The following is a 24525-nucleotide window of genomic DNA, read 5'->3' as shown; positions in this document are numbered from 1 at the left end:
TCTATAGATTCACCCAATAGAGCGTTCCGTAGAGACGGAGGCGATCCGCCGATGACCGAGCAGCGCACCTGGCCCGAGCTCCTGTCGGCGGCTCTGCGCCGCGACGACCTGTCGGTCGACGACGCCGCCTGGGCCATGGACCGCATCATGACCGGCGAGGCCACCCCGAGCCAGGTCGCGGGCCTGGCGGTGGCGCTGCGCGCCAAGGGCGAGACGGTCGACGAGATCGAGGGCTTCGTCCGCTCGATGTACACGCACGCACTGCTCATCGACGTCCCCGGGGCGACCGTGGACATCGTGGGCACCGGCGGCGACCGCGCGCACACGGTGAACATCTCGACGATGTCGGCCATCGTCGCGGCCGGCGCGGGCGCGACGGTGGTGAAGCACGGCAACCGCGCGGCCTCGTCCTCCTCCGGCGCCGCCGACGTCCTGGAGCGCCTCGGCGTCCGCCTGGACCTCGCGCCCGAGGCGGTGGCCCAGGTCGCGAAGGAAGCAGGAATCACCTTCTGCTTCGCCCCGGTCTTCCACGCCTCCCTGCGCCACGCGGGCGTCCCCCGCAAGGAACTGGCGATCCCGACCTTCTTCAACTTCCTCGGACCCCTGACGAACCCGTCCCGCCCCCGAGCCTCGGCAGTCGGCGTCTTCGACGAGCGCATGGCCCCGATCGTGGCCGGCGTCTTCGCCCGCCGAGGCGTGGAGGCCCTGGTCTTCCGAGGCGACGACGGCCTGGACGAGATCTCGGTGGCCACCACCACGACGATCTGGACGGCGTCCGAGGGCGAAGTGACCCGCGAGGTCTTCGACCCTCGCGACCTCGGCTTCACCTACTCCCCCATCAGCGCCCTCCGCGGCGCCGACCCGGAGTTCAACGCGGCCGTGGCCCGCCGCCTCCTGGCCGGCGAGCAGGGCGCGGTACGCGACGCGGTACTGCTGTCGGCGGCCGCGGCCCTGGCGGCACTGGAGCCCACCCGCGAGCCGGTGACGGCACGGCTGGGCGCGGGGCTGGCGAAGGCCGCGGAGGCGATCGATTCGGGGGCCGCGGAGCGGGTACTGGCGACGTGGGTCGAGGTTTCGGAGCGGTTGGTTCAGGAGCGGTAGGGCTTGCCGGACGCGGGCGCCCGCCGGTCGCCGGGGCGGGCGGGCGCGGGTCAGAACGCGAGGTCGGTCCAACTGATGGCGACGGGGAAAGGCCCGTCGGTCAGGACCGCGTCACGGCTGAGCCCGGATTCCCAGACCGCGACGAGTGTGTATCGGCCGTGGTGCTCACCCACACGCCACTCCTCGATCGACTCGATTGCCGAGTCGTCCGGCTTCAGCCGCACGATCCAATAGTGCTTGATCCCCGAGCGCGCGTATTGAGTCATCTTCGACTCGAAGCCGATCTCCGGATCGTCCCGCCCGGTGTCGGTCGCCTGGCTGGTCTTCGAGACGATCTCAACCGTGAGCAACACGTCCTTCGCCCACAAGTCCTCGTCGGGCTCCAGACAGCGGTAAACGAGGACGTCGGGGCGGCGCACCGTGGCACGGGGCACCTCCCACAGCCGGGTGTCCAGGTCCTGGGACACCGTCAGGCATGGATGCACGCCGTCGCGCATCGTTTTTCTAGCCGCCCCCTCGATCGCGTTCGCGAGACGGCGCGAAGCAAGCTGGTGGCCTCGGTTGCCCGACTGCCGACGGATGAGGCGGCCGTTGTCGAGCTCGTGATCCCGGCAGAAGTCCTCGGGGATGTGCTTCCACATCTCCAGGGTGACGCCGTCGAGCAGGCCTGCCTTCTCCACCAGTTCGAAGGCGGCCCAGAGTTCTGGAGACGCCTCCAACTCGGCGGCCGATGGTGGAGGCGGTTCGTGTGTCATAGCTACTGTCATACCCCAAAGGCTAGCCACGCCCTCTGGCAGGACGTGGCCAACCGATTACCACCCGCGACAGCAGTCTACTGAGCCGCCTGTACCCCCGCCGCAGACCCCTTCAGCCAGTCGCTCCAGCTCAGGTTCCAGTCGTCGAAGCCGGGCATCGAGTTCGTCGTGACGTTCGGCTTGGTGTTCGCCGACTGCTGGACGTCCACCACGTCGCCGGGCTTCACCGTGTTGTAGAACCACGCGGCGTCGTCCAGGCTCATGCCGATGCAGCCGTGGCTGCTGTTGACGTGGCCGAACTTGCCGTCGTTCCACGGCGCGGCGTGCAGGAAGGTGCCGGAGTCGGTGATCTTCACCGCGTACTGGACCGGCAGGTCGTAGAAGTCCGAGGCGTCGGTGAAGTTCACCGAGGCGGAGGTCATCTGGAGCTTGGGGAACTTGTCCAGGATCACCATCTTGCCGCTCCAGGTCGGGTGCTTGGGCACCTCGCCGGCGCTGACCGGGATGGTGCGCAGGACCTGGCCGTTCTTGGTGACGGTCATCTTGTCCTTCACCAGGTCCACGGTGCTGATCACCGAGTCGCCGACGGTGAAGGAGAAGTCCTTGGTGAAGGAGCCGTAGGTGGTCTGGCCGGCCTTGACGCCGTTCAGGCCCAGGTGCACCTGCACCTTCGTGCCCGGCTGCCAGTAGCCCTGCGGGCGCCAGTCCGCCTCCGTGTCGCCGCGCCAGTTCCAGGCGCCGTCGACGTGCGGCGTGGTGGTGACGGTCATCGCCTTCTCGACGGCCGCGCGGTCCTTCTCGTTCGGCGCGTTGGTGAAGAAGACCGCGACCGGCTGGCCGACGCCGACCGTGGTGCCGTTGTCCGGCACGTAGTGGTCCAGGCCGAGGCGCTTGCCGGGGGTCAGGGTCGTGAACTTCGACGTGGTCGTCTTCTCGGCCCCGGAGCCGTCCTGCGCCTTCGCCACCACCGTGTAGGTGCTGGAGATCGCCAGCGTGCCGCTGGAGGCCCAGGAGGACCCGTCAGCGGCCAGAGCGCCGGACACCGTCTTGCCCGCGGCGTCGGTGGCCGTGACACTCTCCAGCTTGCCGTTGACGGCGTTGATCTGGATGCCCTTGGCCGGATCGACGCCGGCCGCGCCGTCCGCGGGGCTGGTCGAAAGCGCCAGCGGCAGCGCGGTGGAGGACGAGGGGCTCGCGGGGTTCGCACCCCCGTTGGCACCGCCGCTCGCGCCGCCCGAGGTCCCGGTGGAGGCGGTCTTCCCGTCCCCGACCGGCGCCCCGGCGCTCTTGCCGCCCGACGAACCGCCGCACGCCGCCGTCAGCAGCGCCACCGCCGCCGCCCCCGCCGTCCACTGTGCGGCCCGCCGCCACCGACGCCGCCCGCCCGCGGTAACACCCTGCCCGATGCGGTGTGCCACGAGGCCCTCCCTGTCCTGGTTCTCCTGCGCTTTCAAGCCTTACACCTGGATAGACGCCGAAGTCCCCGGTCGCGTTGCATGTGATCTCGAAAGATGGGCGACCATTACACTCCTGAGACACGAAGGGGCCGGGCCTCGGATCGCTCCGAGGCCCGGCCCCTTCGAAAAGACAGCGGGTGTCACCCCAAGGGCGTCAGTGCCCAGCCCCCGCCTCGCCGTACCGGTTGTTCTCCCGCCGGTAGTACTCGAACACCAGCCCGATCACCGAGTAGGCGCCGAACGGGAACGCCACCAGCAGCAGCCACCACCCGAAGATGACGCCCATGAACGCCAGCGCCGCGGAGCCGGCGGTGTACAGCGGCCACCACGAGTGCGGGGCGAAGAAGCCGAGCTCGCCGGCCATCTCCGAGATCTCCGCGTCGTCGCGGTCCTCCGGGCGGGGGCCGATGCGGATCGCGGTGAAGTACAGGTAGAACCACACCAGGGCGCACAGGCCGAAGGCCATCGACAGGGCGGTGGTGCCGACGGTGTCCTTGGACAGGTACCAGTACACCGGGATGTCGATCATCAGGAAGACGGCGACGAACCCGAAGAGCTTGGCTTCGACCTTCACTTGGCACCGTCCTCGTCGTCGGTGGACGGCAGCGGGTCCGCGGCGCCGACCGCGGCCTTCCTGCCGTGCCCGTGGCCCATGTCCAGCGCGGCGACCTCGGGGTGGTGCAGGTCGAAGGCCGGGGATTCGGAGCGGATGCGCGGCAGCGAGGTGAAGTTGTGCCGCGGCGGCGGGCAGGAGGTGGCCCACTCCAGCGAGCGGCCGTAGCCCCACGGGTCGTCGACCGTGACCTTCTTGCCGCGCTTGGCGGTGATGTACACGTTGTACAGGAAGGGCAGGGTCGAGGCGCCGAGCACGAAGGAGCCGATCGAGGAGATCGTGTTCAGGGTCGTGAACCCGTCGCTGGCCAGGTAGTCCGCGTACCGCCGGGGCATGCCCTCCGCGCCCAGCCAGTGCTGCACCAGGAACGTGGTGTGGAAGCCGACGAACAGGATCCAGAAGTGGATCTTGCCCAGCCGCTCGTCCAGCATCTTGCCGGTGAACTTCGGCCACCAGAAGTAGAAGCCGGCGTTCATCGCGAACACCACGGTGCCGAACAGCACGTAGTGGAAGTGCGCGACCACGAAGTACGAGTCCTGCACGTGGAAGTCGATCGGCGGGGAGGCCAGCAGCACGCCGGTCAGACCGCCGAACAGGAACGTCACCAGGAAGCCGACCGACCACAGCATCGGCGTGTCGAAGCTCAGCGAGCCGCGCCACATGGTGCCGATCCAGTCGAAGAACTTGATGCCGGTGGGCACCGCGATCAGGTACGACATGAAGGCGAAGAACGGCAGCATCACCGCGCCGGTGGTGAACATGTGGTGCGCCCACACCGTCACCGACAGGCCGGCGATCGACATGGTCGCCATCACCAGCGTGTTGTAGCCGAAGATCGGCTTGCGGCTGAAGACCGGGATGATCTCGGAGATGATGCCGAAGAACGGCAGCGCGACGATGTACACCTCTGGGTGTCCGAAGAACCAGAAGAGGTGTTGCCACAACAGCGCTCCGCCGTTGTCCGCCTCGAAGATCTGCGCGCCGAGCCGGCGGTCGGCCTCCAGCGCGAACAGCGCGGCGGCCAGCACCGGGAACGCCATCAGGACCAGCACCGCGGTCAGCAGGATGTTCCAGGTGAAGATCGGCATGCGGAACATCGTCATGCCGGGCGCGCGCATGCAGACGATCGTGGTGATGAAGTTGACGCCGCCGAGGATGGTGCCGAAGCCGGACAGCGCCAGACCCATGATCCACATGTCCGCGCCGATGCCCGGGGAGTGGATCGCGTCGGTCAGCGGCGCGTAGGCGAACCAGCCGAAGTCGGCCGCACCCTGCGGGGTGAGGAAGCCGCCGACCGCGATCAGCGAGCCGAACAGGAACAGCCAGTAGGCGAACATGTTCAGCCGCGGGAAGGCCACGTCCGGGGCGCCGATCTGCAGCGGCACGATGACGTTCGCGAACCCGATGAACAGCGGGGTGGCGAACATCAGCAGCATGATCGTGCCGTGCATGGTGAACGCCTGGTTGAACTGCTCCGTGGTCAGGAACTGCAGACCCGGCCGGGCGAGCTCGGCGCGCATCAGCAGGGCCAGCAGGCCGCCGATGCCGAAGAAGCAGAACGACGTGATGAGGTACATGTACCCGATCACCTTGTGGTCGGTGGACGTCAGCCACTTGACCACGATGTTGCCGGGCTCACGGCGCTCGTACGGCGCGCTCACTGCGCGCGGTTCACTGATGGCCGTCACTTTTCTTTCCCTGTGGAGTCGTTGCCGATGCCGGTCAGCGGGCCGACGCGCAGCGGGACGCCGTTGGGGTTGTAGCCCACCGGCATCTGACCGGTCTGGCCCTTGCCGGTCACCGGGTCGATCTTGTTGGCCAGGTCCTGCAGGTGCTGCTGGTAGTCGGCCGCGGAGACGACCTTGACCTTGAACAGCATCCGGGAGTGGTCGACACCGCACAGCTCGGCGCAGCGGCCGATGAACTCGCCCTCCTTGTTCGGGGTGAGCTCGAACTCGTTGATGCGACCGGGGACCACGTCCAGCTTGAACAGGAAGTTCGGGACCCAGAAGGAGTGGATGACGTCGGTGGAGGTCAGCGTGAAGCGCACCCGCTCGTTCACCGGCAGCCACAGCACCGGCAGGTCCGCGGGGGTGCCGGCGTCGTAGACGGCCAGCTGCCCCGGGGTCGCCTGACCGGAGACGGCGTCGTAGTTGTAGTTCCAGGACCAGGACCACTGCCGGCCCACGACGTTCACCTTCACGTCGGGGTTCTTGTGCAGCGCGAGGAGCTTGGACTCGTCCTTGGCCGTGAAGAAGAACAGCACCGCGATCATGATGAACGGCACGACCGTGAAGAGCACTTCGATCGGGACGTTGTAGCGGGTCTGCGCGGGGATCTCGATACCGGTGCGCTTGCGACGGTAGAAGACGACGCACCACAGGATCAGCCCCCACACCAGGGCGCCGACGGCGAGCGCGGCGATCCACGAGCCCTGCCACAGGTGCAGGATGATCGGCGCTTCCTTGGTGGCGGGCGCGGGAACCCCGAGCCGCTTTGCTTCGTCTACGTTGCAGCCGGTCGCGGTCATGGCGACCAAGCCGGCCACGGCAAGGACGCCGAGCTTCGCGCGCCGCGATCGCCGCGCCGGTGAGGTGCGCTGCGGCGACGGGTCGGAGCCGTGTGGACTCAAGGTTGCCTTCCCGAGGTTCAAGCCTTGGCGGCAGGCACGCGGCGGACCGCCGGGATCGCACCCGGTGTGCCCGCACGTCACGGCCCTGCCAGGGGCGGTGTCTTCTCTCTCGCGGCCAAACCCTACTCCAGCCCCAATTGCCTCTCGCGCGGAGGTCCCGGTTAACGCGTGTGGCGGGGTGCGACGGTCACACTTCCGGCCGAACTGACGGGCGTTGATCCGATGAGCGCACCAGCCGCGACGGTCGCGACGGCGCGGCGTACCGGGGGTGCGCCCGGTCGTACGACCGGTCGTACGACCGGAGCGTGCGGCCGAGTACGCGGCCCGGTGCGGGCCCGGTGCGCGGCCGGACCAGTACCGCGGGTGAGGGCGCAGGGTCCGTATCGTCAAGGGTGTGACTCATTTCGACGCCGCCTCCGCCGAGCCCCCGCACCCGGCGGCCCGCGCCGCGCTGCTGGCGGCCCTCGACGAGGGCTGGGCCGACCCGGCCCGGCTGTACCGGTCCGGGCGGCAGGCGCGGATGCTGCTGGACCAGTCCCGGGCGGCGGTGGCCGAGGTGCTCGGGTGCCGGGCCCGGGAGGTGCTGTTCACTCCTTCGGGGACGGCCGCGATCCACTACGGCGTCGCCGGGGTGATGGCCGGACGGCGCCGGGTCGGGGACCGGCTGGTGGTGTCAGCGGTCGAGCACTCCGCGGTGCTGCATGCCGCAGAGCTGCACAGCACAGTGACCACGATCGGCGTGGACCGGCTCGGCCGGGTGGACGTCGAGGCCTTCGCGCGGGAGCTGCGGGTCCCGGGAACGGCCCTGGCGTGCCTGCAGGCGGCCAATCACGAGGTCGGCACGGTGCAGCCGCTGGCGCCGGTGTTCGAAGCCGCGGTCGAGGCCGCGGTGCCGTTGCTGGTGGACGCCGCTCAAGTGGTCGGCCGGATGCCGGTGCCGCGGGAGTGGTCGGTGCTGTGTGCTTCGTCTCACAAATGGGGAGGGCCGACCGGCGTCGGGATCCTCGCTGTCCGCAAGGGGACGCGGTTCGCGCCGACGTGGGCCGTCGACGAACACGAAGACGGCCGGGTGCCCGGCGCGGTGAACCTGCCGGGTATCGTCGCGGCGGCCGCGGCCCTGGTGGCCCGGGAGCAGGAGCGGGAGGCCGAGGCGGTGCGGCTGCGGGCTCTGACCGACCGGCTGCGCTCCGCCCTGCCGGCGGTCGCGGACGACATCGAGGTGTTCGGCGACCCGGACGACCGGCTGCCGAACCTGGTCGCGTTCTCCTGCCCGGCGGTCAACGCCGAGGCGCTGGTGCTGGACCTGGACGAGGCCGGGTTCGAGGTGTCGTCGGGGTCGGCGTGCACCTCGGACACCGTCACGCCGAGCCACGTGCTGGTCGCCATGGGCGCCGCGGACCGGGGCAACGTGCGGGTGTCGCTGCCGTTCGGCACGGCCGAGGAAGACGTCGAGCGCTTCCTGGCCGTGCTGCCCGGGGTGTTGGAGAAACTGCGCTGAGCGCGGCTTCTCCCCTGGTTCGGCTGGCTCGGTTAACTCTGATGGCCTAGCAGGTTCAGCTCATTCGGCCCAGCGGGCTCAGGCCGCCAGGTGCCGCACGACCTCGCCGGCGGCGGCGCTGCCGTAGGCCACCGAGAACCGCTCCAGGAACCGGCCGCGGCTCAGGTCGTACTCCTGCGTGCCGATCGTCTCGATCACCAGCGTCGCCAGCATGCAGCCGACCTGCGCCGCCAGCTCCTCGCCGGCGCCCCAGGACAGGCCGGCGATGAAGCCGGCGCGGAAGGCGTCGCCGACCCCGGTCGGGTCCGACTTCGCCTCCTCCTTCGGGGTGGCGACTTCGAGCACCTGGACCTCGCCGCCCTCGGTCCGGCGGGTGATCCGCACACCGTTCGCCCCGAGGGTGACCACCCGGGCCCCGACCCGGCGCAGGATCTCGTCGGCGTCCCAGCCGGTCTTCTGCTCGATCAGCGCGGCCTCGTACTCGTTGGTGAACAGGTACCGCGCGCCGTCCACGAGCTGCTTGATGTCCTCGGCGCCCATGCGGGCCAGCTGCTGCGAGGGGTCGGCGGCGAACGGGATGCCGCGCTCGCGGCACTCCTGGGTGTGCCGCAGCATCGCCTCGGGGTCGTCGGCGCCGATCAGCACCAGGTCCAGCCCGCCGACCCGCTCGGCGATCGGGCCGATCTCGATCAGCCGCGCCTCGGCCATCGCGCCGGTGTAGAAGGACGCGATCTGGTTGTGGTCGGCGTCGGTCGTGCACACGAAGCGCGCGGTGTGCAGCAGCTCGCTGATCCGCACCGACTCGCAGTCCACGTTGTTCCGCTCCAGCCACGAGCGGTACTCGCCGAAGTCCTCGCCGGCGCTGCCGACCAGGATCGGGCGCATGCCCAGCTTGCCCATGCCGAAGCAGATGTTCGGCGCCACGCCGCCGCGGCGGATCTCCAGGGAGTCGACCAGGAACGACAGCGAAACGGTGTGGAGCTGCTCGGCGACCAGCTGCTCGGAGAAGCGGCCGGGGAAGCTCATCAGGTGGTCGGTCGCGATGGAACCGGCGACGGCAACACGCACGGGGGACTCGATTCTGCTCGGGAGTGACGTAGGCGCGACGTCTCGCGGGCACGGCAAATGGGTGGACCCGCGAACGGGCCCACCCACCGTATTAACCTCCGCCCCGGCCTTCACACACCTTCAGAGGTGCCGCGCGGGCCCGGGCGGGTCGTTTTCGTCTAGCTGAAGCTGTCGCCGCAGGCGCACGACGAACCCGCGTTCGGGTTGTCGATCGTGAAGCCCTGCTTCTCGATGGTGTCGACGAAGTCCACCTTCGCACCGGCGAGGTACGGCGCCGACATCCGGTCGGTGACGACGTTCACCCCGTCGAACGTGGCGACGATGTCGCCGTCGAGGGAGCGGTCGTCGAAGTAGAGCTGATAGCGCAGACCCGAGCAGCCACCGGGCTGCACGGCGACGCGCAGCGACAGGTCGTCGCGGCCCTCCTGCTCCAGCAGCGACTTCACCTTGGACGCCGCTTCGGCGCTCAGGATGATGCCCTGCGCGACAGTCGCCTCCGACGAGGTCTCCGTCTGCACGGTCATATGCGTACTCCTTCATCTGGACACCGGCGCCCCGTGGAGCGCGCCTGCACAACAAGGGGGAACCACGCGCCGCCGGAAGCTATTCCGTCTCCATCGTCGCACAGGTCTGGAAGGTGCGGGCGGGGCTGTGCGGGGGGTCATACCCCGCGCGGGGGTGTTTTCACGGGTTGCCGGGGCTCGCCGAGCACCGCACCGCGCTGCGCCACCCCTACGGCAGCGCCAGCATCTGCTCCAGCGCGACCCGCGCGTAGTGCGCCGTGTCCGAGTCCACCTCGATCACGTTCGGCACCCGGCCGTCGGCCAGCGCCTCCAGCGTCCACACCAGGTGCGGCAGGTCGATGCGGTTCATCGTCGAGCAGTAGCACACGCTCTTGTCCAGGAACACGACCTGCTTGTCCGGGTGCGCCGCCGCGACCCGCTTCACCAGGTTCAGCTCCGTGCCGATCGCCCAGGCGCTGCCCGGCTCGGCCTCGTCCAGCAGCGCGATGATGCGCTCCGTCGAGCCGACGTAGTCCGCCTTCTCCACGACCTCGTGCCGGCACTCCGGGTGCACCAGGACGTTCACGCCCGGGATCCGCTCGCGCACCTCGTCCACGCACTCCGGGGTGAACCGGCCGTGCACCGAGCAGTGCCCGCGCCAGAGGATCATCTTCGCGGCGCGGAGCTGGTCGTCGGTGAGGCCCCCGTCGGGCCGGTGCGGGTTGTAGACCACGCAGTCGTCGAGCGAGAAGCCCATGTCGCGGACGGCGGTGTTGCGCCCCAGGTGCTGGTCCGGCAGGAACAGCACCTGCGAACCCTTGCCGAAGGCCCACTCCAGAGCCCGCTCGGCGTTCGACGAGGTGCAGATCGTCCCGCCGTGCCGGCCGGTGAACGCCTTGATGTCCGCCGAGGAGTTCATGTACGACACCGGGACCACGCTTTCGGCGAGCCCCAGGTCCTCCAGGCGCTCCCAGCACCGCTCCACCTGCTCCGCGGTGGCCATGTCGGCCATCGAGCAGCCGGCCGCCAGGTCCGGCAGGATCACCTGCTGCGCGTCGCTCGTCAGGATGTCCGCGGACTCCGCCATGAAGTGCACGCCGCAGAAGACGATGTACTCCGCGTCCGGCCGAGCCGCAGCCTGCTGCGCCAGCTTGAAGCTGTCGCCGGTGACGTCGGCGAACTGGATGACCTCGTCGCGCTGGTAGTGGTGCCCCAGGACGAACAGCCGATCGCCCAGCTTCGCCTTCGCCGCCGCGGCCCGGGCGACCAGGTCGGGGTCGGAGGCCGGGGGCAGGTCGCCCGGGCATTCGACGCCGCGCTCGCTGCGCGGGTCGGCGGTGCGGCCCAGGAGGAGCAGGCTGACCGGTGTGGGAGCCGGCTCCTGGAAGGTGGTGGTGCTCATCCCGTTACCCCTTTTCGTCTATCTGACGTTAATAGATCATACCCTGGTGTCAGTGTGACGAGAAGCCGGGTCGGCCCGGCGTGGTGGACGTCACAACGCCGCCCGACGGGAAGCGATTACCATCCGGAGCGTGCACATCGTCATCGCCATGGACAAGTTCGCCGGCACGCTCACCGCGCCGGAGGCCGTGCAAGCCGTCACCGCGGGATGGCTGCGGACGTCGCCGTCCGACACCGTGACCGGGGTCCCGATGTCGGACGGCGGTCCGGGGTTCCTGGACTCGCTGGCCGACGCGTTCGAGGGGCGGCGGCGCTTCGGCGAGCAGTTGGCCACGATCACCGGCCCGCTGGGCACCGAGGTGACCGGGCGGTATCTGATCGAGCTGAGCGGCGGTCCGGCCGGTGAGACGGACGTCGCCGGGCACCCCACCGCCTACATCGAGGTCGCCGAGGCCTGCGGGCTGCACCTGGTGCCGGCCGAACAGCGCGACGCCAAGGCGGCGACCACGTACGGCGTCGGCGAGCTCATCGCGGCGGCCCTGGACGACGGCGCCAAGCGCCTGGTCGTCGGGCTCGGCGGGACGTGCACCACGGACGGCGGCGCGGGACTGCTGGCCGCGCTCGGCGCCGAGCCGGCCGAGGTGCTGCGGGCCGGCGGCGGGGCGCTGAAGAGCCTGCACTCGCTGGACCTGACCGAGCCGCGGCGGCGCCTGGAAGGCGTCGAGATCGTCATCGCCAGCGACGTGGACAACCCGCTGCTCGGCCTGCGCGGCGCGGCGGCGGTCTTCGGGCCGCAGAAGGGCGCCACCGACGACGACGTCCAGCGCCTCGACGCCGCCCTGACACACTTCGCCGAGCTCGCCGGCGCCATCGGCCAGGAGCCCGGAGCGCTGCGCCGCACCCTCGACGCCCCCGGCGCCGGCGCGGGCGGCGGCCTCGGCTACGGCCTGATGCTGCTCGGCGGCCGGCGGGTGCCGGGCATCGGCACGGTCATCGCCGAGACCGGTCTGGCCGACCTGATCGCCGAGGCGGACCTGGTCATCACCGGCGAGGGCCGGTTCGACCACAGCTCGCTGGGCGGCAAAGTCCCGACCGGCGTGGCGGAGGCGGCGCTGGAGTCCGGGCGCCCCTGCCTGGTCCTGGCCGGGCTCGTGGAGGTCGGCAAGCGCGAGCTGGCGGCCGCCGGGTTCGCGGCCGCGTACGAGGTCGCCGAGCAGGCCGGCTCGGCGCAGGAGGCGATGGCGCACGCCGAGTTCCACCTGACGGCGCTGGCCGAGCGGGTCGCGAAGAGCTGGGCGCACGCGTAGCGGGGGGGACGCAGTGGGCGCGGGGCTGAGACGGAAAGACCCCGCGCCACATCACACCGGCGCGGGGTCTTCCTCGCGTATCAGCTACTTGACCGTGATCCATCCGGCGTAGAAGGCACCGAGCCCGAGCCCCACGAACAGCCCGCAGATGATCCAGAACCGCACCACCACCGTCACCTCGGCCCAGCCGACGAGCTCGAAGTGGTGGTGCAGCGGGGCCATCTTGAACACCCGTTTGCCGCCGCTGATCTTGAAGTAGCCCACCTGGATCACCACCGACAGCGTGATGATCACGAACAGCCCGCCGAGCAGCGCCAGCAGCAGCTCGGTCTGCGAGCAGATCGCGAGGCCCGCGAGCGCCCCGCCGAGGGCCAGGGAGCCGGTGTCGCCCATGTAGATCTTCGCCGGGGAGGTGTTCCACCACAGGAAGCCGAAGCAGGCGCCCATCACCGCCGCCGCCACGATCGCCAGATCGAGCGGATCTCGGACCGGGTAGCAGCCCTGGACGCCGGTGCCGAGCGTGGCGCACGACTCCCCGTGCTGCCAGACTCCGATCAGCACATAGGACGCGAACACCATCACGCACGAGCCCGTGGCCAGGCCGTCCAGGCCGTCGGTCAGGTTCACGCCGTTGGAGGTGCCGGCGATGAGCAGGCCGGCCCAGATCACGAACAGGACCGCGCCGAGGTCGATCGCCGAGATGTTCCGCACGAACGACAGGTGCGTGTCGCCCGGCTTGAAGCCCAGCGAGTTCGGGAAGTGCAGGGCCATCACCGCGAAGGCGATCGCCACGATCCACTGCCCGATCATCTTCGCCTTGGCCCGCAGGCCCAGCGAGCGCTGCCGGAACACCTTCAGGAAGTCGTCGGTGAAGCCCACGACGCCCATGCCGACCATCAGGAACAGCACCAGCATCCCGGAGGCGGTGGGCATGCGCATGGTCGCCAGCTTGGTGAAGCCGTAGCCGAGCACCGTGGCCAGCACGATCACCACGCCGCCCATGGTCGGCGTGCCGCGCTTGGCCTGGTGCGTGGTCGGGCCGTCCTCGCGGATCGGCTGGCCGAAGCCGTAGCGGGCCAGGGTCTTGATCGCCATCGGGGTGCCGATCAGCGAGAAGAACAGCGCGATCCCCGCCGCGTACAGCACTCCGCGCATCTGCAGGCCGCCCTCCGAGCCGGCGTGCGGCACCACCGCGCCCACCCCGGCGTGGACCGCAACGAACGTGCTCACCGGACGCCACCTCCCGCACTGCTCGTCCGCCGCGGCGCGCCTTCCCCGGCGCCCGGGGCCGCGCCCGCCAACAGCTCCGTGGCCACCCACTCCAGGCCGATCGCCCGCGAAGCCTTCACCAGCACCACATCACCCGGCCGCACCCCGGCCCGCACGAAGGCCAGCGCGGCCTCGGCGTCCGGCACCGCGACCGACTCCCCGTCGTAGGACCCTTCCATCGACGCGCCGCTGTGGATCGCGGCGGCGCCCGGGCCGACCGCGACGGTCTGCGCGATGTTCAGCCGCACCGCCAGGCGCCCGACGGCGTCGTGCTCGACCGCGGAGTCCGCGCCGAGCTCGGCCATCGTGCCCAGCACCGCCCAGGAGCGCGCGCCGGGGCGCGAGCGGGCCATCGTGGCCAGCGTCTTCAGCGCCGCGCGCATCGACTCCGGGTTGGCGTTGTAGGCGTCGTTGACGACGGTCACGCCGTCCGGCGACTCGCCGATAGCCATCCGCCACTTGCTGTCCGGCTCGGCGGCGGAGAGCAACTCGGCCACCTTCGCGCCGGGCAGGCCCAGCTCCAGCGCGGCCGCGGCGGCGGCCAGCGCGTTGGACACCTGGTGCTCGCCGACCAGCCGCAGCGCGACCGGGTACCGGTGCGGTCCCTCGCCGTCGCGGTACAGCAGCGTGAAGCTCGCGCGGCCGTCGGGTCCGACCCGGACGTCCTCGGCGCGCACGTCGGCGTCCGGCGACTCGCCGAACAGCACCACGCGGCCCTTGGTCCGCTCGGCCATGCCGCGCACCCGGGGGTCGTCAGCGTTGAGGATCGCCACGCCGTCCCGGTCGGGGTTGCAGTTCCCGGCCTCCGGCACGGCCGCGGGCAGCTCGCCCTTGGCCTCGGCGATGGCCTCGACGCTGCCGAACTCGCCGAGGTGCGCGCTGCCGACGTTCAGCACCACACCGAGCCGGGGCGGGGCGATCGTCGTCAGATGCCTGATGTGCCCGATGCCGCGCGCGCCCATCTCGGCGACCAGGTACCGGGTGTCCTCGTCGGCGCGCAGCACGGTGATCGGGAATCCGAGCTCGTTGTTGAAGCTGCCCTTCGGCGCCACCGTGGGGCCCAGTTCACCGACCAGCCGGCCGATCAGGTCCTTGGTAGTGGTCTTGCCGGCCGAGCCGGTCACGCCGACGACGGTGGTCCGGGGCAGCTCCGCCAGGTGCGCGGTGGCCAGCGCGGACAGTGCCCGCAGCAGGCCGCCGTCCGGGATGGTCACAGTCGGGACGCTCCCCCGGCCCTCCCACGGCTTGCGGTAGACGTCGTCCGGGGCGGCCAGGACGGCGACGGCGCCGTTGGCCACGGCGTCCGGGACGAAGGCGTGCCCGTCGGCGTTCTCGCCGGGGAACGCGACGAACAGCGCTCCGGGGGCGGCGTCCCGCGAGTCGAACACCACGGGCCCGGGGATGGCGAGCTCTGCGAGCTCCTCCTGTGTGGCGCCGGGGGGGCCGCTGAGGGTCCCGCCCACGGTCTGCGCGATCCAACCGAGATTATGGGGGCTCACTGCTCGCTGTGGCCCTTCTCTGCTTTCTCTGATTTGGCCCCAGCCGCGATGGCCCCAGCCGACGCCTCCAAAGCGGCGCGCAGCACCACCCGGTCGTCGAACGGCTTCTTCACTCCTGCGATCTCCTGCCCCTGCTCATGTCCTTTGCCGGCGACGATCAGCACGTCGCCGGGGCCGCTGGCGGCCACCGCCGAGGCGATCGCCTCGGCCCGGTCGGCCACCACGCGGTAATTCTGGTCGGCACCGGCCAGTTCGGCGTCGGCGCCGGCGGTGACGGCCGCGAGAATGTCCGCTGAACTTTCCGTACGCGGGTTGTCATCGGTGAACACGGCCTCGTCGGCGAGCCGCACCGCGGCGGCGCCCATCAGCGGCCGTTTGCTCTTGTCGCGGTCCCCGCCGCAGCCCACCACCACGCGCAGCCGGCCGTGGCCGCGCTCGGCGACCGGGCGCAGCGCGCGCAGCGCCGTCTCGACGGCGTCGGGGGTGTGAGCGTAGTCGACGACCGCCAGGAACTCCTGGCCGGGCACCTGGACCCGCTCCATGCGGCCCGGGACGCCGTGCACGTCGCCGACCCCGGCGATCGCGGTCTCCAACTCGATCCCGCTCACCGCCAGCAGCACGATCGCGGCCAGCGCGTTGGCGACGTTGAAGTCACCGGGCAGCCCCGCGCGGGCCTTGTGCCGGCCACCGTCCGGGCCCACGACGGTGAACGTCGAGGCGTCGGCGCCGAGATCGATGTCCTCCGCGCTCCAGTCGGCGGGCTCGCCCTTGATGGAGAAGGTGTGCACCTCGACGCCGTTGGCCCGACAGCGCTCGACGATCCTGCGGCCGTGCGCGTCGTCGACGTCGACGACCGCGCGCTCGGTGTACCCCGGGGTGAACAGCTTCGCCTTGGCCTCGAAGTAGTCCTCGAAGTCGGCGTGGAAGTCCAGGTGGTCCTGCGTCAGGTTGAGGAACGCGGCCGCCTTGAACCGGATCCCGGCGGTGCGGCCGTAGGCGAGCGCGTGGCTGGAGACCTCCATCGCGACCGCGTCGACACCCTTCTCCACGGCGGTCGCCAGGATCGCCTGCAGGTCCGGGGACTCCGGGGTGGTGCGCACGGAGGGCACCACCTCGTCGCCGATCAGGATCTGCACGGTCCCGATCACGCCGGTCGTCAGGCCCGCGCGGCGCAGACCGCCGTCGATCAGGTAGCTGGTGGTGGTCTTGCCGTTGGTGCCGGTGACGCCGTACATCGCCAGGTGCGTGGCCGGTTCGCCGTACACGTACGCCGACAGCCGGCCCGCCAGCCCGCGCACGTCCTCGGCCACTAGGACCGGGACGGCCAGGCCGTCGAGCATCGCCGCGCCCGCCGCGTCGGTCACGACCGCGACGGCGCCGGCGTCCACCGCGCCGGGCGCGAACTCGGCGCCGTGCCGCGCCGCGCCGGGCCAGGCGATGTACAGATCGCCGGGCCGGATCGCCTGCGAGTCGTGCGAGATCCCGGTGACCGCCGCTTCCAGGAATTCCATGGCCGCGTCCGCCGGGACGACGGCGGCGCCGACGTAGTCCGCACAGGCGCGGACGCTGTGCTGCGGGATGTTCTGCGGGCGCGGCGTGGAAGTCATGGGATCCCGATACGTCGTCGGATCGGCGGGGACGGTCACTTGGGGCACGAGCGGAAGGCTACCGGTTCGCGGAGCGCGGTCGTGCGTTCAGCTCCTCGCCGATATTCGCGTCCCGTCCCGCGCTCGGGCCGAACCGGCTGGTGAGGCCTGACGAACGCGGGTGGGACGGCCCTTTGCGTCAATGACTTAACAATCAGCTCCCAGTGGCCGGTCAGTTACCGGATCCGTAGGTGGTGGGCAGGTTGGCCTGCGGAGTCCCGGTAGGCGCGACCCCTCGGCTCTGCAACCCGAACGACATGACCTGCGTGAACACCGGCGCGGCGATCTCGGCGCCGAAGTGCGCGCCGACCGGGGCCTGCAGCGAGACCGCGACGACGATCTGTGGTTTGTCGGTCGGAGCGAAACCGATGAACGACGCGGTGTAGCCGTTGTAGCGGCCCAGCTTCTCGTCGTAGCGGTTCGCCGTGCCGGTCTTGCCTGCGACGCGGTAGCCGGGGATCTGGGCCGTGGTGCCGGTGCCGCGCTGGGAGGTGGTGACCGACTCCAGCATGTCGGCGACCTTCGACGCGGTCGCGGCGCTGACCACCGGCGTCTGCTGCGGCGCGGCGGCCGGGGTGTACTTGCCGGCCGCGTCGGTCCAGCCCTGGATCAGGGTCGGGGCGATGCGGACGCCGCCGTTGGCGATGGTCTGGTAGACCGAGGCGTCCTGGACCGCGGTGGCGGCCAGGCCCTGGCCGTACAGGACGGTGTAGCGCTCGGTGTCGTTCCACTTCTCCGGCGGGTCCAGCAGGCCGGCGCTCTCGCCGGGGAAGCCGATGCCGGTCTTCTGGCCGAAGCCGAACAGCCGCTGGTACTTGGCGATGGTCTGGTCACGGTCCAGGCCGTGCTGCTGGAACAGGTCGGCGACCTCGATGGTGCCGATGTTCGAGGAGGCGGCCAGGACCCCGGTCATGGTCAGGCTCCAGGGGCCGTGCGAGACGTCGTCGTTGAAGATGTAGCGCCCGACGCGCTGCGGCGAGGTGAACTGCGGCAGCTGGGTGTCGGGCTCGGCCACACCGGTCTGCACGGCCGCGGACATGGTGATGACCTTGGCCACCGAGCCGGGTTCGAAGGGCTCGGTGAAGGCGCGGTTGCCCAGGTTCGGGCCGTCCGCGTTGGTGAGGTGGCGCGGGTCGAAGGTCGGGTAGTTCGACAGCGCGAGGATCTGGCCGGACTTCACGTCCTCGACCACGACGGTGCCGGAGACCGAGCCGGTCTGCTGCACCTCCTTGGACAGCGCCTGGTCGGCGGCCCACTGGATGTCCGGGTCGATGGTGGTCTTGACGCTCTCGCCGTCCACCGCCGGCTTCAGGTTCACCCCGGTGGTCGGGATCTCCACACCGGAGGCGGCCTGGTAGGACTCCTGGCCGTTCTTGCCGGCCAGCTTGTCGTTGAGCATCTGCTCGATCCCGGCCTTGCCGACGCCGTCGGAGTCGGTGAAGCCGATGAGGTTCGCCGCGAGCGTGCCGCCGGGATAGGTGCGGCGGTCGTCGCGGGAGTTGGTGTAGACCCCGACGGTGCTGCTCGGGTTGCTGGTGTTGGACACGGCCAGCTGCCGGATCTTGGCGCAGGTCGCCGGCGAGGCCTTGTGCGCCAGCACGACGTAGCGGGTGTCCGTCTTGGCCAGCGCGGCCTGCAGGTCCGCGACGCTGGGCGCGCCGCCCTGCGCGTACTCCGGCGCGGCCGAGAACAGGCCGGCGAGCTTCGCGGCGAGCTCGTCGACGTCCTCGTGGTAGCGGGCGACCAGGGTCGGGTCGGCGGTGACGTCGTAGGCCTCGACGGAGACCGCCAGCGGCGTGCCGTCGGCGGCCAGTATCGCGCCCCGGCTGGCGTGCAGCGTGGCGGTGGCCTCGCGGCCCTTCTCGGCGGCCGCGGCGTAGCCGCCGGCGTCGACGGCCTGCAGCTGGAACAGGCGGCCGGCGAACAGGGAGAAGGCGAAGAGCAGGCCGAACATCGTGACCCGCAGACGGCGGCGCGGCGAGCCCATGCGCAGGGTCGGGGTGCGCGGGCCCGGGGGGCGCGGCGGGCGGGGGCGGGCAGGGGCGCTGCCTGTGCCGCCTGTGCCGCCTGTGCCGCCTGTGCCGGCCGGACGGCGGGGCGCGAGTTGGCGGACGGCGGTTTTGCGGGGGCGGGGGCGCGGCACGTCGCGGTCAGAGTTCTGACGCGGCGGGCGGGCGGGACGCGGTAGTTTCAGGGCATCACGATCGCCGGCAGGACGCCGGGGGCGAGGGTCTTCGGGACGGTCGCGGTCACTCATACTTGCTCCCCGTTGCTGCTCGGGAGGTGATGGAAGTCATCGGCCGACCCCGGTCGGAGTGGGGGTCGGCGCGGGTGGGACGTGGGGAGCAGCCGCGCCGGGCTTGGCCTGAGGCGCGACCGGCGTGGTCGGCGCGGCCGGACTGGGCGTCGGCGTGGTCGGGGCCGGCGTGGTCGGCAGAACCGCGGCGCCGGGGACCGCACCGTTGGCGGTCGGCGCGGAGGTGGAGGGCTTCGGCGCGGGCGTCGGCGAGCCGAGTACCGAGCCGTTCGGCGCCAGGAACGCCGGGTTCGGGTTCGGCACCATGCCCATCTGCGAGGCCTTCGTCGCCAGGGCTCCGGGACCGTCCAGACCGTTCAGCGACTGCTGGATCTGCTCGGAATCCTGCTGGAGCTTGGTCGCGGTGGCTTTCTGCTGCTTTATGGTGAACGCGCCCTTGTTCAGCTCGGTGTTCAGGACCAGCAGCGCCAGCAGCCCGACCAGCCCGAGCGCCAGCAGCACCGCCACGAACGGCAGCAACGACGGCGTGCCCTTGCGCCCGGCCAGGACCACCAGCCGCGGGGTCAGAGCACCGCCGCGGCCCGAGCCGCCGGACCCGCCAGAACCCCCGGAAGCCCCGAACCGGCCGACCGCACCGCCGCTCTTGCCCGCAGCAGACCCGGCACCAGTGCCGCCCTCGCTCCCGGACTTGGCGCTGCCCGAACCGCCCGCCTCGCCGGACCGGTCATCGCCGCCCGACCGGCCTAATCGCTCCCCGCCGCCAACGCCGGCACCGGTACCGCCAGCCCCGCCGCCGCCACTCGCCCGCGCACCGGAACCGCTCGCGCTCCCCGCGCCCGAATCGCCCGGCTCGCCATCGGTACCACCGCCGCCGCCGGGACCCTCCGCGCCCATCGCTACCCCTCCCTCACGCGCTCGGCGCCCCGCAGCTTCGCCGACGCCGCCCGCGGGTTCTCCGCGACCTCGGCGTCGGTCGGCGGCTCCGCGCCGCGCGTCAGCAGCCGGAACTTCGGCTGGTACTCCTCCGGCACCACCGGCAGGCCGGGTGGGGCCGTGGACTCCGACACCGCCGCGAACGCGCGCTTGACCAGGCGGTCCTCCAGCGAGTGGTAGGACAGCACCGCGATGCGCCCCGCCAGGCCGGTGGCCTTGATCGCGGCCGGCAGGGCCCGCTCCAGGACCGGCAGTTCGTCGTTCACCGCGATGCGCAGGGCCTGGAACGTGCGCTTGGCCGGGTGCCCGCCGGTGCGCCGGGTGGCCGCCGGGATGGAGTCCCTCACCAGTTCGGACAGACGGGCGGTGGTGGTGAACGGTTCCCGTTCGCGCTCGGCCACGATGTTGTCGGCGATGCGGCGGGCGAAGCGCTCCTCGCCGTAGTCGCGCAGGATGCGGGCGATGTCAGGAGCCGGATACGTGTTCACGATCTCCGCCGCCGTGATGCCGCGCGAGGAGTCCATGCGCATGTCCAGCGGGGCGTCGTAGCTGTACGCGAAGCCGCGCTCGCGCATGTCCAGCTGCAGAGAGGAGACTCCGAGGTCGAACAACGTCCCGGACAGCGCCCGGACGCCGAGGCGGTCCAGCACCTCCGGGATCTCGTCGTACACCGCGTGCACGAGGGTCGCGCGGTCGCCGAACGGCGCGAGGCGCTTGCCCGCGGCGTCCAGCGCCTGCGGGTCGCGGTCCAGGCCGATCAGCCGCACCTCCGGGAAACGCTGGAGGAACGCCTCGCTGTGGCCGCCGAGTCCCAGGGTGGCGTCGAGCACGACCGCACCGGGCCGCCCGAGGGCCGGGCCGAGGATCTCGACGCAGCGTTCGAGCATGACCGGGATGTGTGTCGCGCTTGTCATCGGTGGTGGTTCCGCCTTCGAAGTCTGCTGCAGGTCCGGGCCCCACGGTATCGAGCGGACCTCGGGAGTGGCGCACGCCGCGCGCCTTCTGGTCCCCGCCCGTCAAGGCCGGCTGCCGCCAGGCTGGCACCGGGGAAGGTGTGCCAGCCGGGCGGGCCGGTCGAGCGGGAGGAGGCCACAGGGCACGCGGCGTGCGGGAACGGTTCGGACGGTGCTGACGGTTCGACTGCCGCCGGGTCCGCCGGAGCTGGTCCACCGGTCGCCGGCGACTACTCAGCAGCCGCCTCCGATCCGGACGCGGCGAACGCGGACTCGGCCCCGTCCAGATAGCCGGCCCAGGCCTCGGCGTCCCAGATCTCCAGCCGGGTGTCGGCGCCGATCACCACGCACTCGCGCTTCAGCCCGGCGTACGCGCGCAGCGGCGGCGGGATCACGATCCGCCCCTGCGCGTCCGGCTGGCAGTCGTAGGCGCTGGCGAAGAACACCCGGTGGTAGTCGCGGGAGGAGCGGCCTATCGCCGCGTCGGGCGCACCGGGCCGGGCGGCGCTGCGCATCTGCGCCGTCAGCTCGGCGAAGCCCTCGGCGGTCCACACCGCCAGACAGCGCTCCTGCCCCTTGGTGACCACCAGACCCGCGGCGAGCTCCTCGCGGAAGCGCGCCGGCAGGATCAGCCGGCCCTTGTCGTCGAGGGAGGGCGTGTAGGTCCCGAGGAACACTCGCGCCTCCTATCCCGGCGAGTCGACATGCAGGTCGTCGGGTCCGTAAAAAATCTGCGCATTGCGCGGTAGTCCGAATCCGGACCCGGTCCCGCTCCACTTCCCCCCACTGTACTCCACCAAACTTCCCGGGCAACCCCGGATCACCGGATCCGAGCAGGTCACAGTGGCCCTGAGCACCGGGGTGGGGATTGCCCCGAACGGGGCGTGCAACGCCGGGGGTCTTCCGCACGTCTTGACATCAACGGGAACGTGACGGGGTGGTCCAGACCAGTGCGTCAAAGTTTTGGCCGCATCTATTGCCCTAGGCGCCCCGCTGTGAGCGAAGATCTGAGGAGTACATGTTTTCGCTGGCGCACCGCGCGATCAGCGGGAAGAGTGAACGCCCCGCGCGCGGAGGAGACGCGTGGCGGGGGCCTGGCGGCCCGGGGCCCGGAGCGAGAAGCTCCGGGGGACCCGTGACGTCGGGTGGGGCGGCCGTGCGAACACCGTGCGGCCGATAAGGACAGTGTGGTGGGAGGATCCTGTGACGGTCGGCAACAGCGAGCTGGGATACACCGGGGGCGGCGGCCTGGACGCCGTCGCGACTCCCGCGGTGCGTCCGCAGGGCCCGGTCGGCGGGGCGGACCTGGAGCGCCTGTCGGCCACCACAGCTCGGATCCGCGCCGCGGTGGAGACGGTCATCGAGGGCAAGCCCGAGGTGGTCAAGCTGGCCGTCACGGTGCTGCTCGCCGAGGGCCACCTGCTGCTGGAGGACGTGCCCGGGGTCGGCAAGACCATGCTCGCCAAGGCGCTGGCCAAGTCGATCGACTGCACCGTGCGCCGTATCCAGTTCACCCCGGACCTGCTGCCCTCGGACATCACCGGGGTGTCGATCTTCGACCAGCAGCGCAAGGAGTTCGAGTTCAAGCCCGGCGCGATCTTCGCCAACTTCGTGGTCGGCGACGAGATCAACCGGGCCTCCCCCAAGACCCAGTCGGCGCTGCTGGAGTCCATGGAGGAGCGGCAGGTGACGGTGGACGGCACCACGTTCCACCTGGAGTCGCCGTTCATGGTGGTGGCCACCCAGAACCCGATCGAGATGGAGGGCACCTACCCGCTGCCCGAGGCCCAGCGCGACCGGTTCATGGCCCGCATCTCGATCGGCTACCCGGCGCCGGTCGCCGAGCTGCGGATGCTGGACACCCACGGCCAGGTCTCGCCGCTGGACGAGCTGCGCCCGGTGACCGACGCGCACGAGGTGGCGCAGCTGATCGACACCGCGCGGCACATCCACGTCTCCGACGAGGTCCGGCGTTACGCCGTGGACCTGGTCAACGCCTCGCGCACCTCCCCCGAACTGCGCCTGGGCGCCTCGCCCCGGGCCACGCTGCAGCTGGTCCGCGCGGCCCGCGCGGCCGCGGCCATGGAGGGCCGAGACTTCGTGCTCCCCGACGACATCCAGCACCTGGCGGTCTCGGTCCTGGCGCACCGCCTGCTGCCCACCGCCGAGACTCAGATCAGCCGCCGCACCACCGAGCAGGTGGTGGCCGGCCTGGTGTCGGCGGTGCCGGTGCCGTCGCTCGGCGGCACGCACCACGCCCGCCGCTAGGAGGGAAGGGCAACGATGTCCGCCCAACAGAATCAGAACACGGAGAACACCGACGGCCGCGGCGGGCGGCTGGCCGGGCTCACCACCCGCGGGCGGTCGTTCCTGGCCGCCGGGCTGGCCGCGATGGCCTGCGGCATGCTCTTCGACTACAAGGTGCTGCTGCGGGTCGGCGCGATGCTGGCGATGCTGCCGCTGATCGCGATCATGGTGCTGGCGCGGACCCGCTACCGGGTCTCGTGCCGGCGCGCGCTGGAGCCGGCCCGGGTCGGGGTCGGCCAGGAGGCGCGCGTGCACCTGCGGCTGGAGAACGTCTCCCGGCTGCCCTCGGGCACGCTGCTGGTCGAGGACCGGGTGCCGTACGTGCTCGGCTCACGGCCGCGCTTCGTGCTGAACAAGGTGGAGCCCAACGGCCGGCGCCGGGTGGTCTACCGGGTGCGCTCCGACGTGCGGGGCCGCTACCTGCTGGGTCCGCTGGCGCTGCGCCTGGCCGACCCGTTCGGGCTGGTGGAGCTGTCGCGCTCGTTCTCGGCGCAACACGCGCTGACGGTCACGCCGCAGGTCTTCGCACTGCCGAACGCGCCGGTGGGTCAGGCCTGGAGCGGCCGCGGCGAGGGGCACGCCACGTCCGTGGCCGCGGCCGGCGAGGACGACATCGGCACCCGCGAGTACCGGCACGGCGACGACCTGCGCCGCGTGCACTGGCGCTCCACCGCCCGCACCGGCGAGCTGATGGTGCGCCGCGAGGAGCAGGTGTGGCAGAGCCGCGCGACGATCCTGCTGGACACCCGGGCGATCGCGCACCGCGGCGACGGCCCGGCCTCGTCCTTCGAGTGGGCGGTGTCCGCGGCCGCCTCGATCGCCATCCACATGGCGCGGCACGGCTACGCGGTGCGGCTGCTGACCGAGACCGGGCAGGCGGTGACCGCCGCGGCGCACGACTCCTCGGCGGCCGTCGGCCTGGACTTCGAGGGCATGCTGCTGGACGCGCTGGCCGTGGTGGAGATGAGCAACGCCGCGACGCTGTCCGGCGCGAACGCGATGCTGCGCCAGGGCGGCGGGGACAGCCTGGTGATCGCCGTGCTCGGCGACCTGTCCGGGGACGACGCCTCGGAGCTGGCCCGGGTGCGGCACTCCACGACCTCGGGCGTGGCGTTCGCGATGGACACCGCGTCCTGGCTCGGCGGACGGCCGATGGCCCAGGCGCAGACCCGGTTCGCGGGCTCGGCGCAGGTGCTGCGGGTCGGGGGCTGGCGCGTGGTGGGGGTGGAGCCGGGCGACCGGCTGCCCGAGCTGTGGGAGCAGGCGGCGCGCCGCGGCGCCGGGCTCTCCGGGATGGCCGGGACGGAACTGGGGGCTGCGCGATGA

19 protein-coding genes and 1 pseudogene are annotated in these 24525 nt (G+C 71.4%); 5 read left to right on the top strand and 15 right to left on the bottom strand.

What is annotated here, in order from left to right:
* Window positions 1–51: 51 nt before the first annotated feature.
* Window positions 52–1101, top strand: a complete 1050-nt coding sequence (gene trpD / locus ABH935_RS45400; RefSeq protein ID WP_370384208.1) for an anthranilate phosphoribosyltransferase — start codon at window positions 52–54, stop codon at window positions 1099–1101.
* A 50-nt stretch (window positions 1102–1151) separates the two neighbouring features.
* On the opposite strand, the gene ABH935_RS45395 is transcribed toward trpD, so the two are convergent.
* The 5 genes from ABH935_RS45395 to coxB form a co-directional block, all read right to left on the bottom strand.
* Window positions 1152–1856, bottom strand: a complete 705-nt coding sequence (locus ABH935_RS45395; protein WP_370384207.1) for a Uma2 family endonuclease — start codon at window positions 1854–1856, stop codon at window positions 1152–1154.
* Between the two features lie 77 nt (window positions 1857–1933).
* Window positions 1934–3274: an Ig-like domain-containing protein gene (locus tag ABH935_RS45390; RefSeq protein ID WP_370384206.1), complete on the bottom strand. Its 1341-nt coding sequence runs from the start codon at window positions 3272–3274 to the stop codon at window positions 1934–1936.
* 193 nt (window positions 3275–3467) lie between these two features.
* Window positions 3468–3887, bottom strand: coding sequence for a cytochrome c oxidase subunit 4 (locus ABH935_RS45385; RefSeq protein ID WP_370384205.1), 420 nt, complete (start codon window positions 3885–3887; stop codon window positions 3468–3470).
* Window positions 3884–5614 carry a cytochrome c oxidase subunit I gene (gene ctaD / locus ABH935_RS45380; RefSeq protein WP_370384204.1) on the bottom strand — a complete coding sequence of 577 codons (1731 nt, stop codon included), beginning with the start codon at window positions 5612–5614 and terminating at the stop codon, window positions 3884–3886. Before ctaD ends, ABH935_RS45385 begins: the two co-directional genes overlap by 4 nt.
* Window positions 5611–6558: a cytochrome c oxidase subunit II gene (gene coxB, locus ABH935_RS45375; RefSeq protein ID WP_370384203.1), complete on the bottom strand. Its 948-nt coding sequence runs from the start codon at window positions 6556–6558 to the stop codon at window positions 5611–5613. The genes ctaD and coxB overlap by 4 nt, the downstream gene beginning before the upstream one ends.
* A 394-nt stretch (window positions 6559–6952) precedes the next feature.
* On the opposite strand from coxB, the pseudogene ABH935_RS45370 reads away from it, so the two are divergent.
* Window positions 6953–8053, top strand: a pseudogene (locus tag ABH935_RS45370) (cysteine desulfurase family protein); the annotation flags it as partial.
* Between the two features lie 81 nt (window positions 8054–8134).
* On the opposite strand, the gene ABH935_RS45365 reads toward ABH935_RS45370, so the two are convergent.
* The 3 genes from ABH935_RS45365 to nadA form a co-directional block, all read right to left on the bottom strand.
* On the bottom strand, window positions 8135–9124 hold the full coding sequence (locus tag ABH935_RS45365; protein ID WP_370384202.1) for a carbohydrate kinase family protein: 990 nt from the start codon (window positions 9122–9124) through the stop codon (window positions 8135–8137).
* A gap of 158 nt (window positions 9125–9282) precedes the next feature.
* Window positions 9283–9648 (bottom strand): iron-sulfur cluster insertion protein ErpA, encoded by a 366-nt coding sequence (gene erpA / locus ABH935_RS45360; protein WP_370384201.1) that lies wholly within the window; start codon window positions 9646–9648, stop codon window positions 9283–9285.
* A 208-nt stretch (window positions 9649–9856) separates the two neighbouring features.
* Window positions 9857–11029: a quinolinate synthase NadA gene (gene nadA / locus ABH935_RS45355; RefSeq protein ID WP_370384200.1), complete on the bottom strand. Its 1173-nt coding sequence runs from the start codon at window positions 11027–11029 to the stop codon at window positions 9857–9859.
* A gap of 130 nt (window positions 11030–11159) precedes the next feature.
* Between nadA and ABH935_RS45350 the strand changes: the two genes are divergently transcribed.
* The gene (locus ABH935_RS45350; RefSeq protein ID WP_370384199.1) at window positions 11160–12335 is read left to right on the top strand and encodes a glycerate kinase; all 1176 of its coding nucleotides are present in this window, start codon (window positions 11160–11162) and stop codon (window positions 12333–12335) included.
* A gap of 84 nt (window positions 12336–12419) precedes the next feature.
* On the opposite strand, the gene mraY is transcribed toward ABH935_RS45350, so the two are convergent.
* The 7 genes from mraY to mraZ form a co-directional block, all read right to left on the bottom strand.
* Complete coding sequence (mraY, locus tag ABH935_RS45345; RefSeq protein WP_370384219.1) at window positions 12420–13490, bottom strand: phospho-N-acetylmuramoyl-pentapeptide-transferase; 1071 nt, start codon at window positions 13488–13490, stop codon at window positions 12420–12422.
* A 71-nt stretch (window positions 13491–13561) separates the two neighbouring features.
* On the bottom strand, window positions 13562–15067 hold the full coding sequence (gene murF, locus ABH935_RS45340; protein WP_370384218.1) for a UDP-N-acetylmuramoyl-tripeptide--D-alanyl-D-alanine ligase: 1506 nt from the start codon (window positions 15065–15067) through the stop codon (window positions 13562–13564).
* A gap of 32 nt (window positions 15068–15099) precedes the next feature.
* Window positions 15100–16758 carry a UDP-N-acetylmuramoyl-L-alanyl-D-glutamate--2,6-diaminopimelate ligase gene (locus ABH935_RS45335; protein WP_370384198.1) on the bottom strand — a complete coding sequence of 553 codons (1659 nt, stop codon included), beginning with the start codon at window positions 16756–16758 and terminating at the stop codon, window positions 15100–15102.
* A gap of 163 nt (window positions 16759–16921) precedes the next feature.
* Window positions 16922–18736, bottom strand: a complete 1815-nt coding sequence (locus ABH935_RS45330) for a peptidoglycan D,D-transpeptidase FtsI family protein (RefSeq protein ID WP_370384197.1) — start codon at window positions 18734–18736, stop codon at window positions 16922–16924.
* Between the two features lie 306 nt (window positions 18737–19042).
* A complete protein-coding gene (locus ABH935_RS45325; protein ID WP_370384196.1) occupies window positions 19043–19900 on the bottom strand; it encodes a hypothetical protein in 858 nt (285 codons plus the stop codon).
* A gap of 2 nt (window positions 19901–19902) precedes the next feature.
* Window positions 19903–20853: a 16S rRNA (cytosine(1402)-N(4))-methyltransferase RsmH gene (gene rsmH, locus ABH935_RS45320; protein ID WP_370384195.1), complete on the bottom strand. Its 951-nt coding sequence runs from the start codon at window positions 20851–20853 to the stop codon at window positions 19903–19905.
* A gap of 269 nt (window positions 20854–21122) precedes the next feature.
* Window positions 21123–21569: a division/cell wall cluster transcriptional repressor MraZ gene (gene mraZ, locus ABH935_RS45315; protein WP_370384194.1), complete on the bottom strand. Its 447-nt coding sequence runs from the start codon at window positions 21567–21569 to the stop codon at window positions 21123–21125.
* Window positions 21570–22140: 571 nt separating this feature from the next.
* On the opposite strand from mraZ, the gene ABH935_RS45310 reads away from it, so the two are divergent.
* A complete protein-coding gene (locus ABH935_RS45310) occupies window positions 22141–23160 on the top strand; it encodes an AAA family ATPase (protein ID WP_370384217.1) in 1020 nt (339 codons plus the stop codon).
* 15 nt (window positions 23161–23175) lie between these two features.
* On the top strand, window positions 23176–24525 hold the full coding sequence (locus ABH935_RS45305; protein ID WP_370348833.1) for a DUF58 domain-containing protein: 1350 nt from the start codon (window positions 23176–23178) through the stop codon (window positions 24523–24525).

The sequence above is a fragment of the Catenulispora sp. GAS73 genome (genome assembly GCF_041262085.1).
GTDB lineage: Bacteria > Actinomycetota > Actinomycetes > Streptomycetales > Catenulisporaceae > Catenulispora.
The sequence above is the reverse complement of the archived record's forward strand: the minus strand, read 5'-3'. Positions and strand labels throughout refer to the sequence as shown.

Excerpts from the sequence above, each read along its gene's own strand:
- trpD (WP_370384208.1), top strand. The coding sequence starts at position 52 with ATGACCGAGCAGCGCACCTGGCCCGAGCTCCTGTCGGCGGCTCTGCGC.
- ABH935_RS45395 (WP_370384207.1), bottom strand. The coding sequence starts at position 1,856 with ATGACACACGAACCGCCTCCACCATCGGCCGCCGAGTTGGAGGCGTCT.
- erpA (WP_370384201.1), bottom strand. The coding sequence starts at position 9,648 with ATGACCGTGCAGACGGAGACCTCGTCGGAGGCGACTGTCGCGCAGGGC.
- nadA (WP_370384200.1), bottom strand. The coding sequence starts at position 11,029 with ATGAGCACCACCACCTTCCAGGAGCCGGCTCCCACACCGGTCAGCCTG.
- mraY (WP_370384219.1), bottom strand. The coding sequence starts at position 13,490 with ATGCGCGGAGTGCTGTACGCGGCGGGGATCGCGCTGTTCTTCTCGCTG.
- ABH935_RS45330 (WP_370384197.1), bottom strand. The coding sequence starts at position 18,736 with ATGGGCTCGCCGCGCCGCCGTCTGCGGGTCACGATGTTCGGCCTGCTC.
- ABH935_RS45325 (WP_370384196.1), bottom strand. The coding sequence starts at position 19,900 with ATGGGCGCGGAGGGTCCCGGCGGCGGCGGTGGTACCGATGGCGAGCCG.
- rsmH (WP_370384195.1), bottom strand. The coding sequence starts at position 20,853 with ATGACAAGCGCGACACACATCCCGGTCATGCTCGAACGCTGCGTCGAG.
- ABH935_RS45305 (WP_370348833.1), top strand. The coding sequence starts at position 23,176 with ATGTCCGCCCAACAGAATCAGAACACGGAGAACACCGACGGCCGCGGC.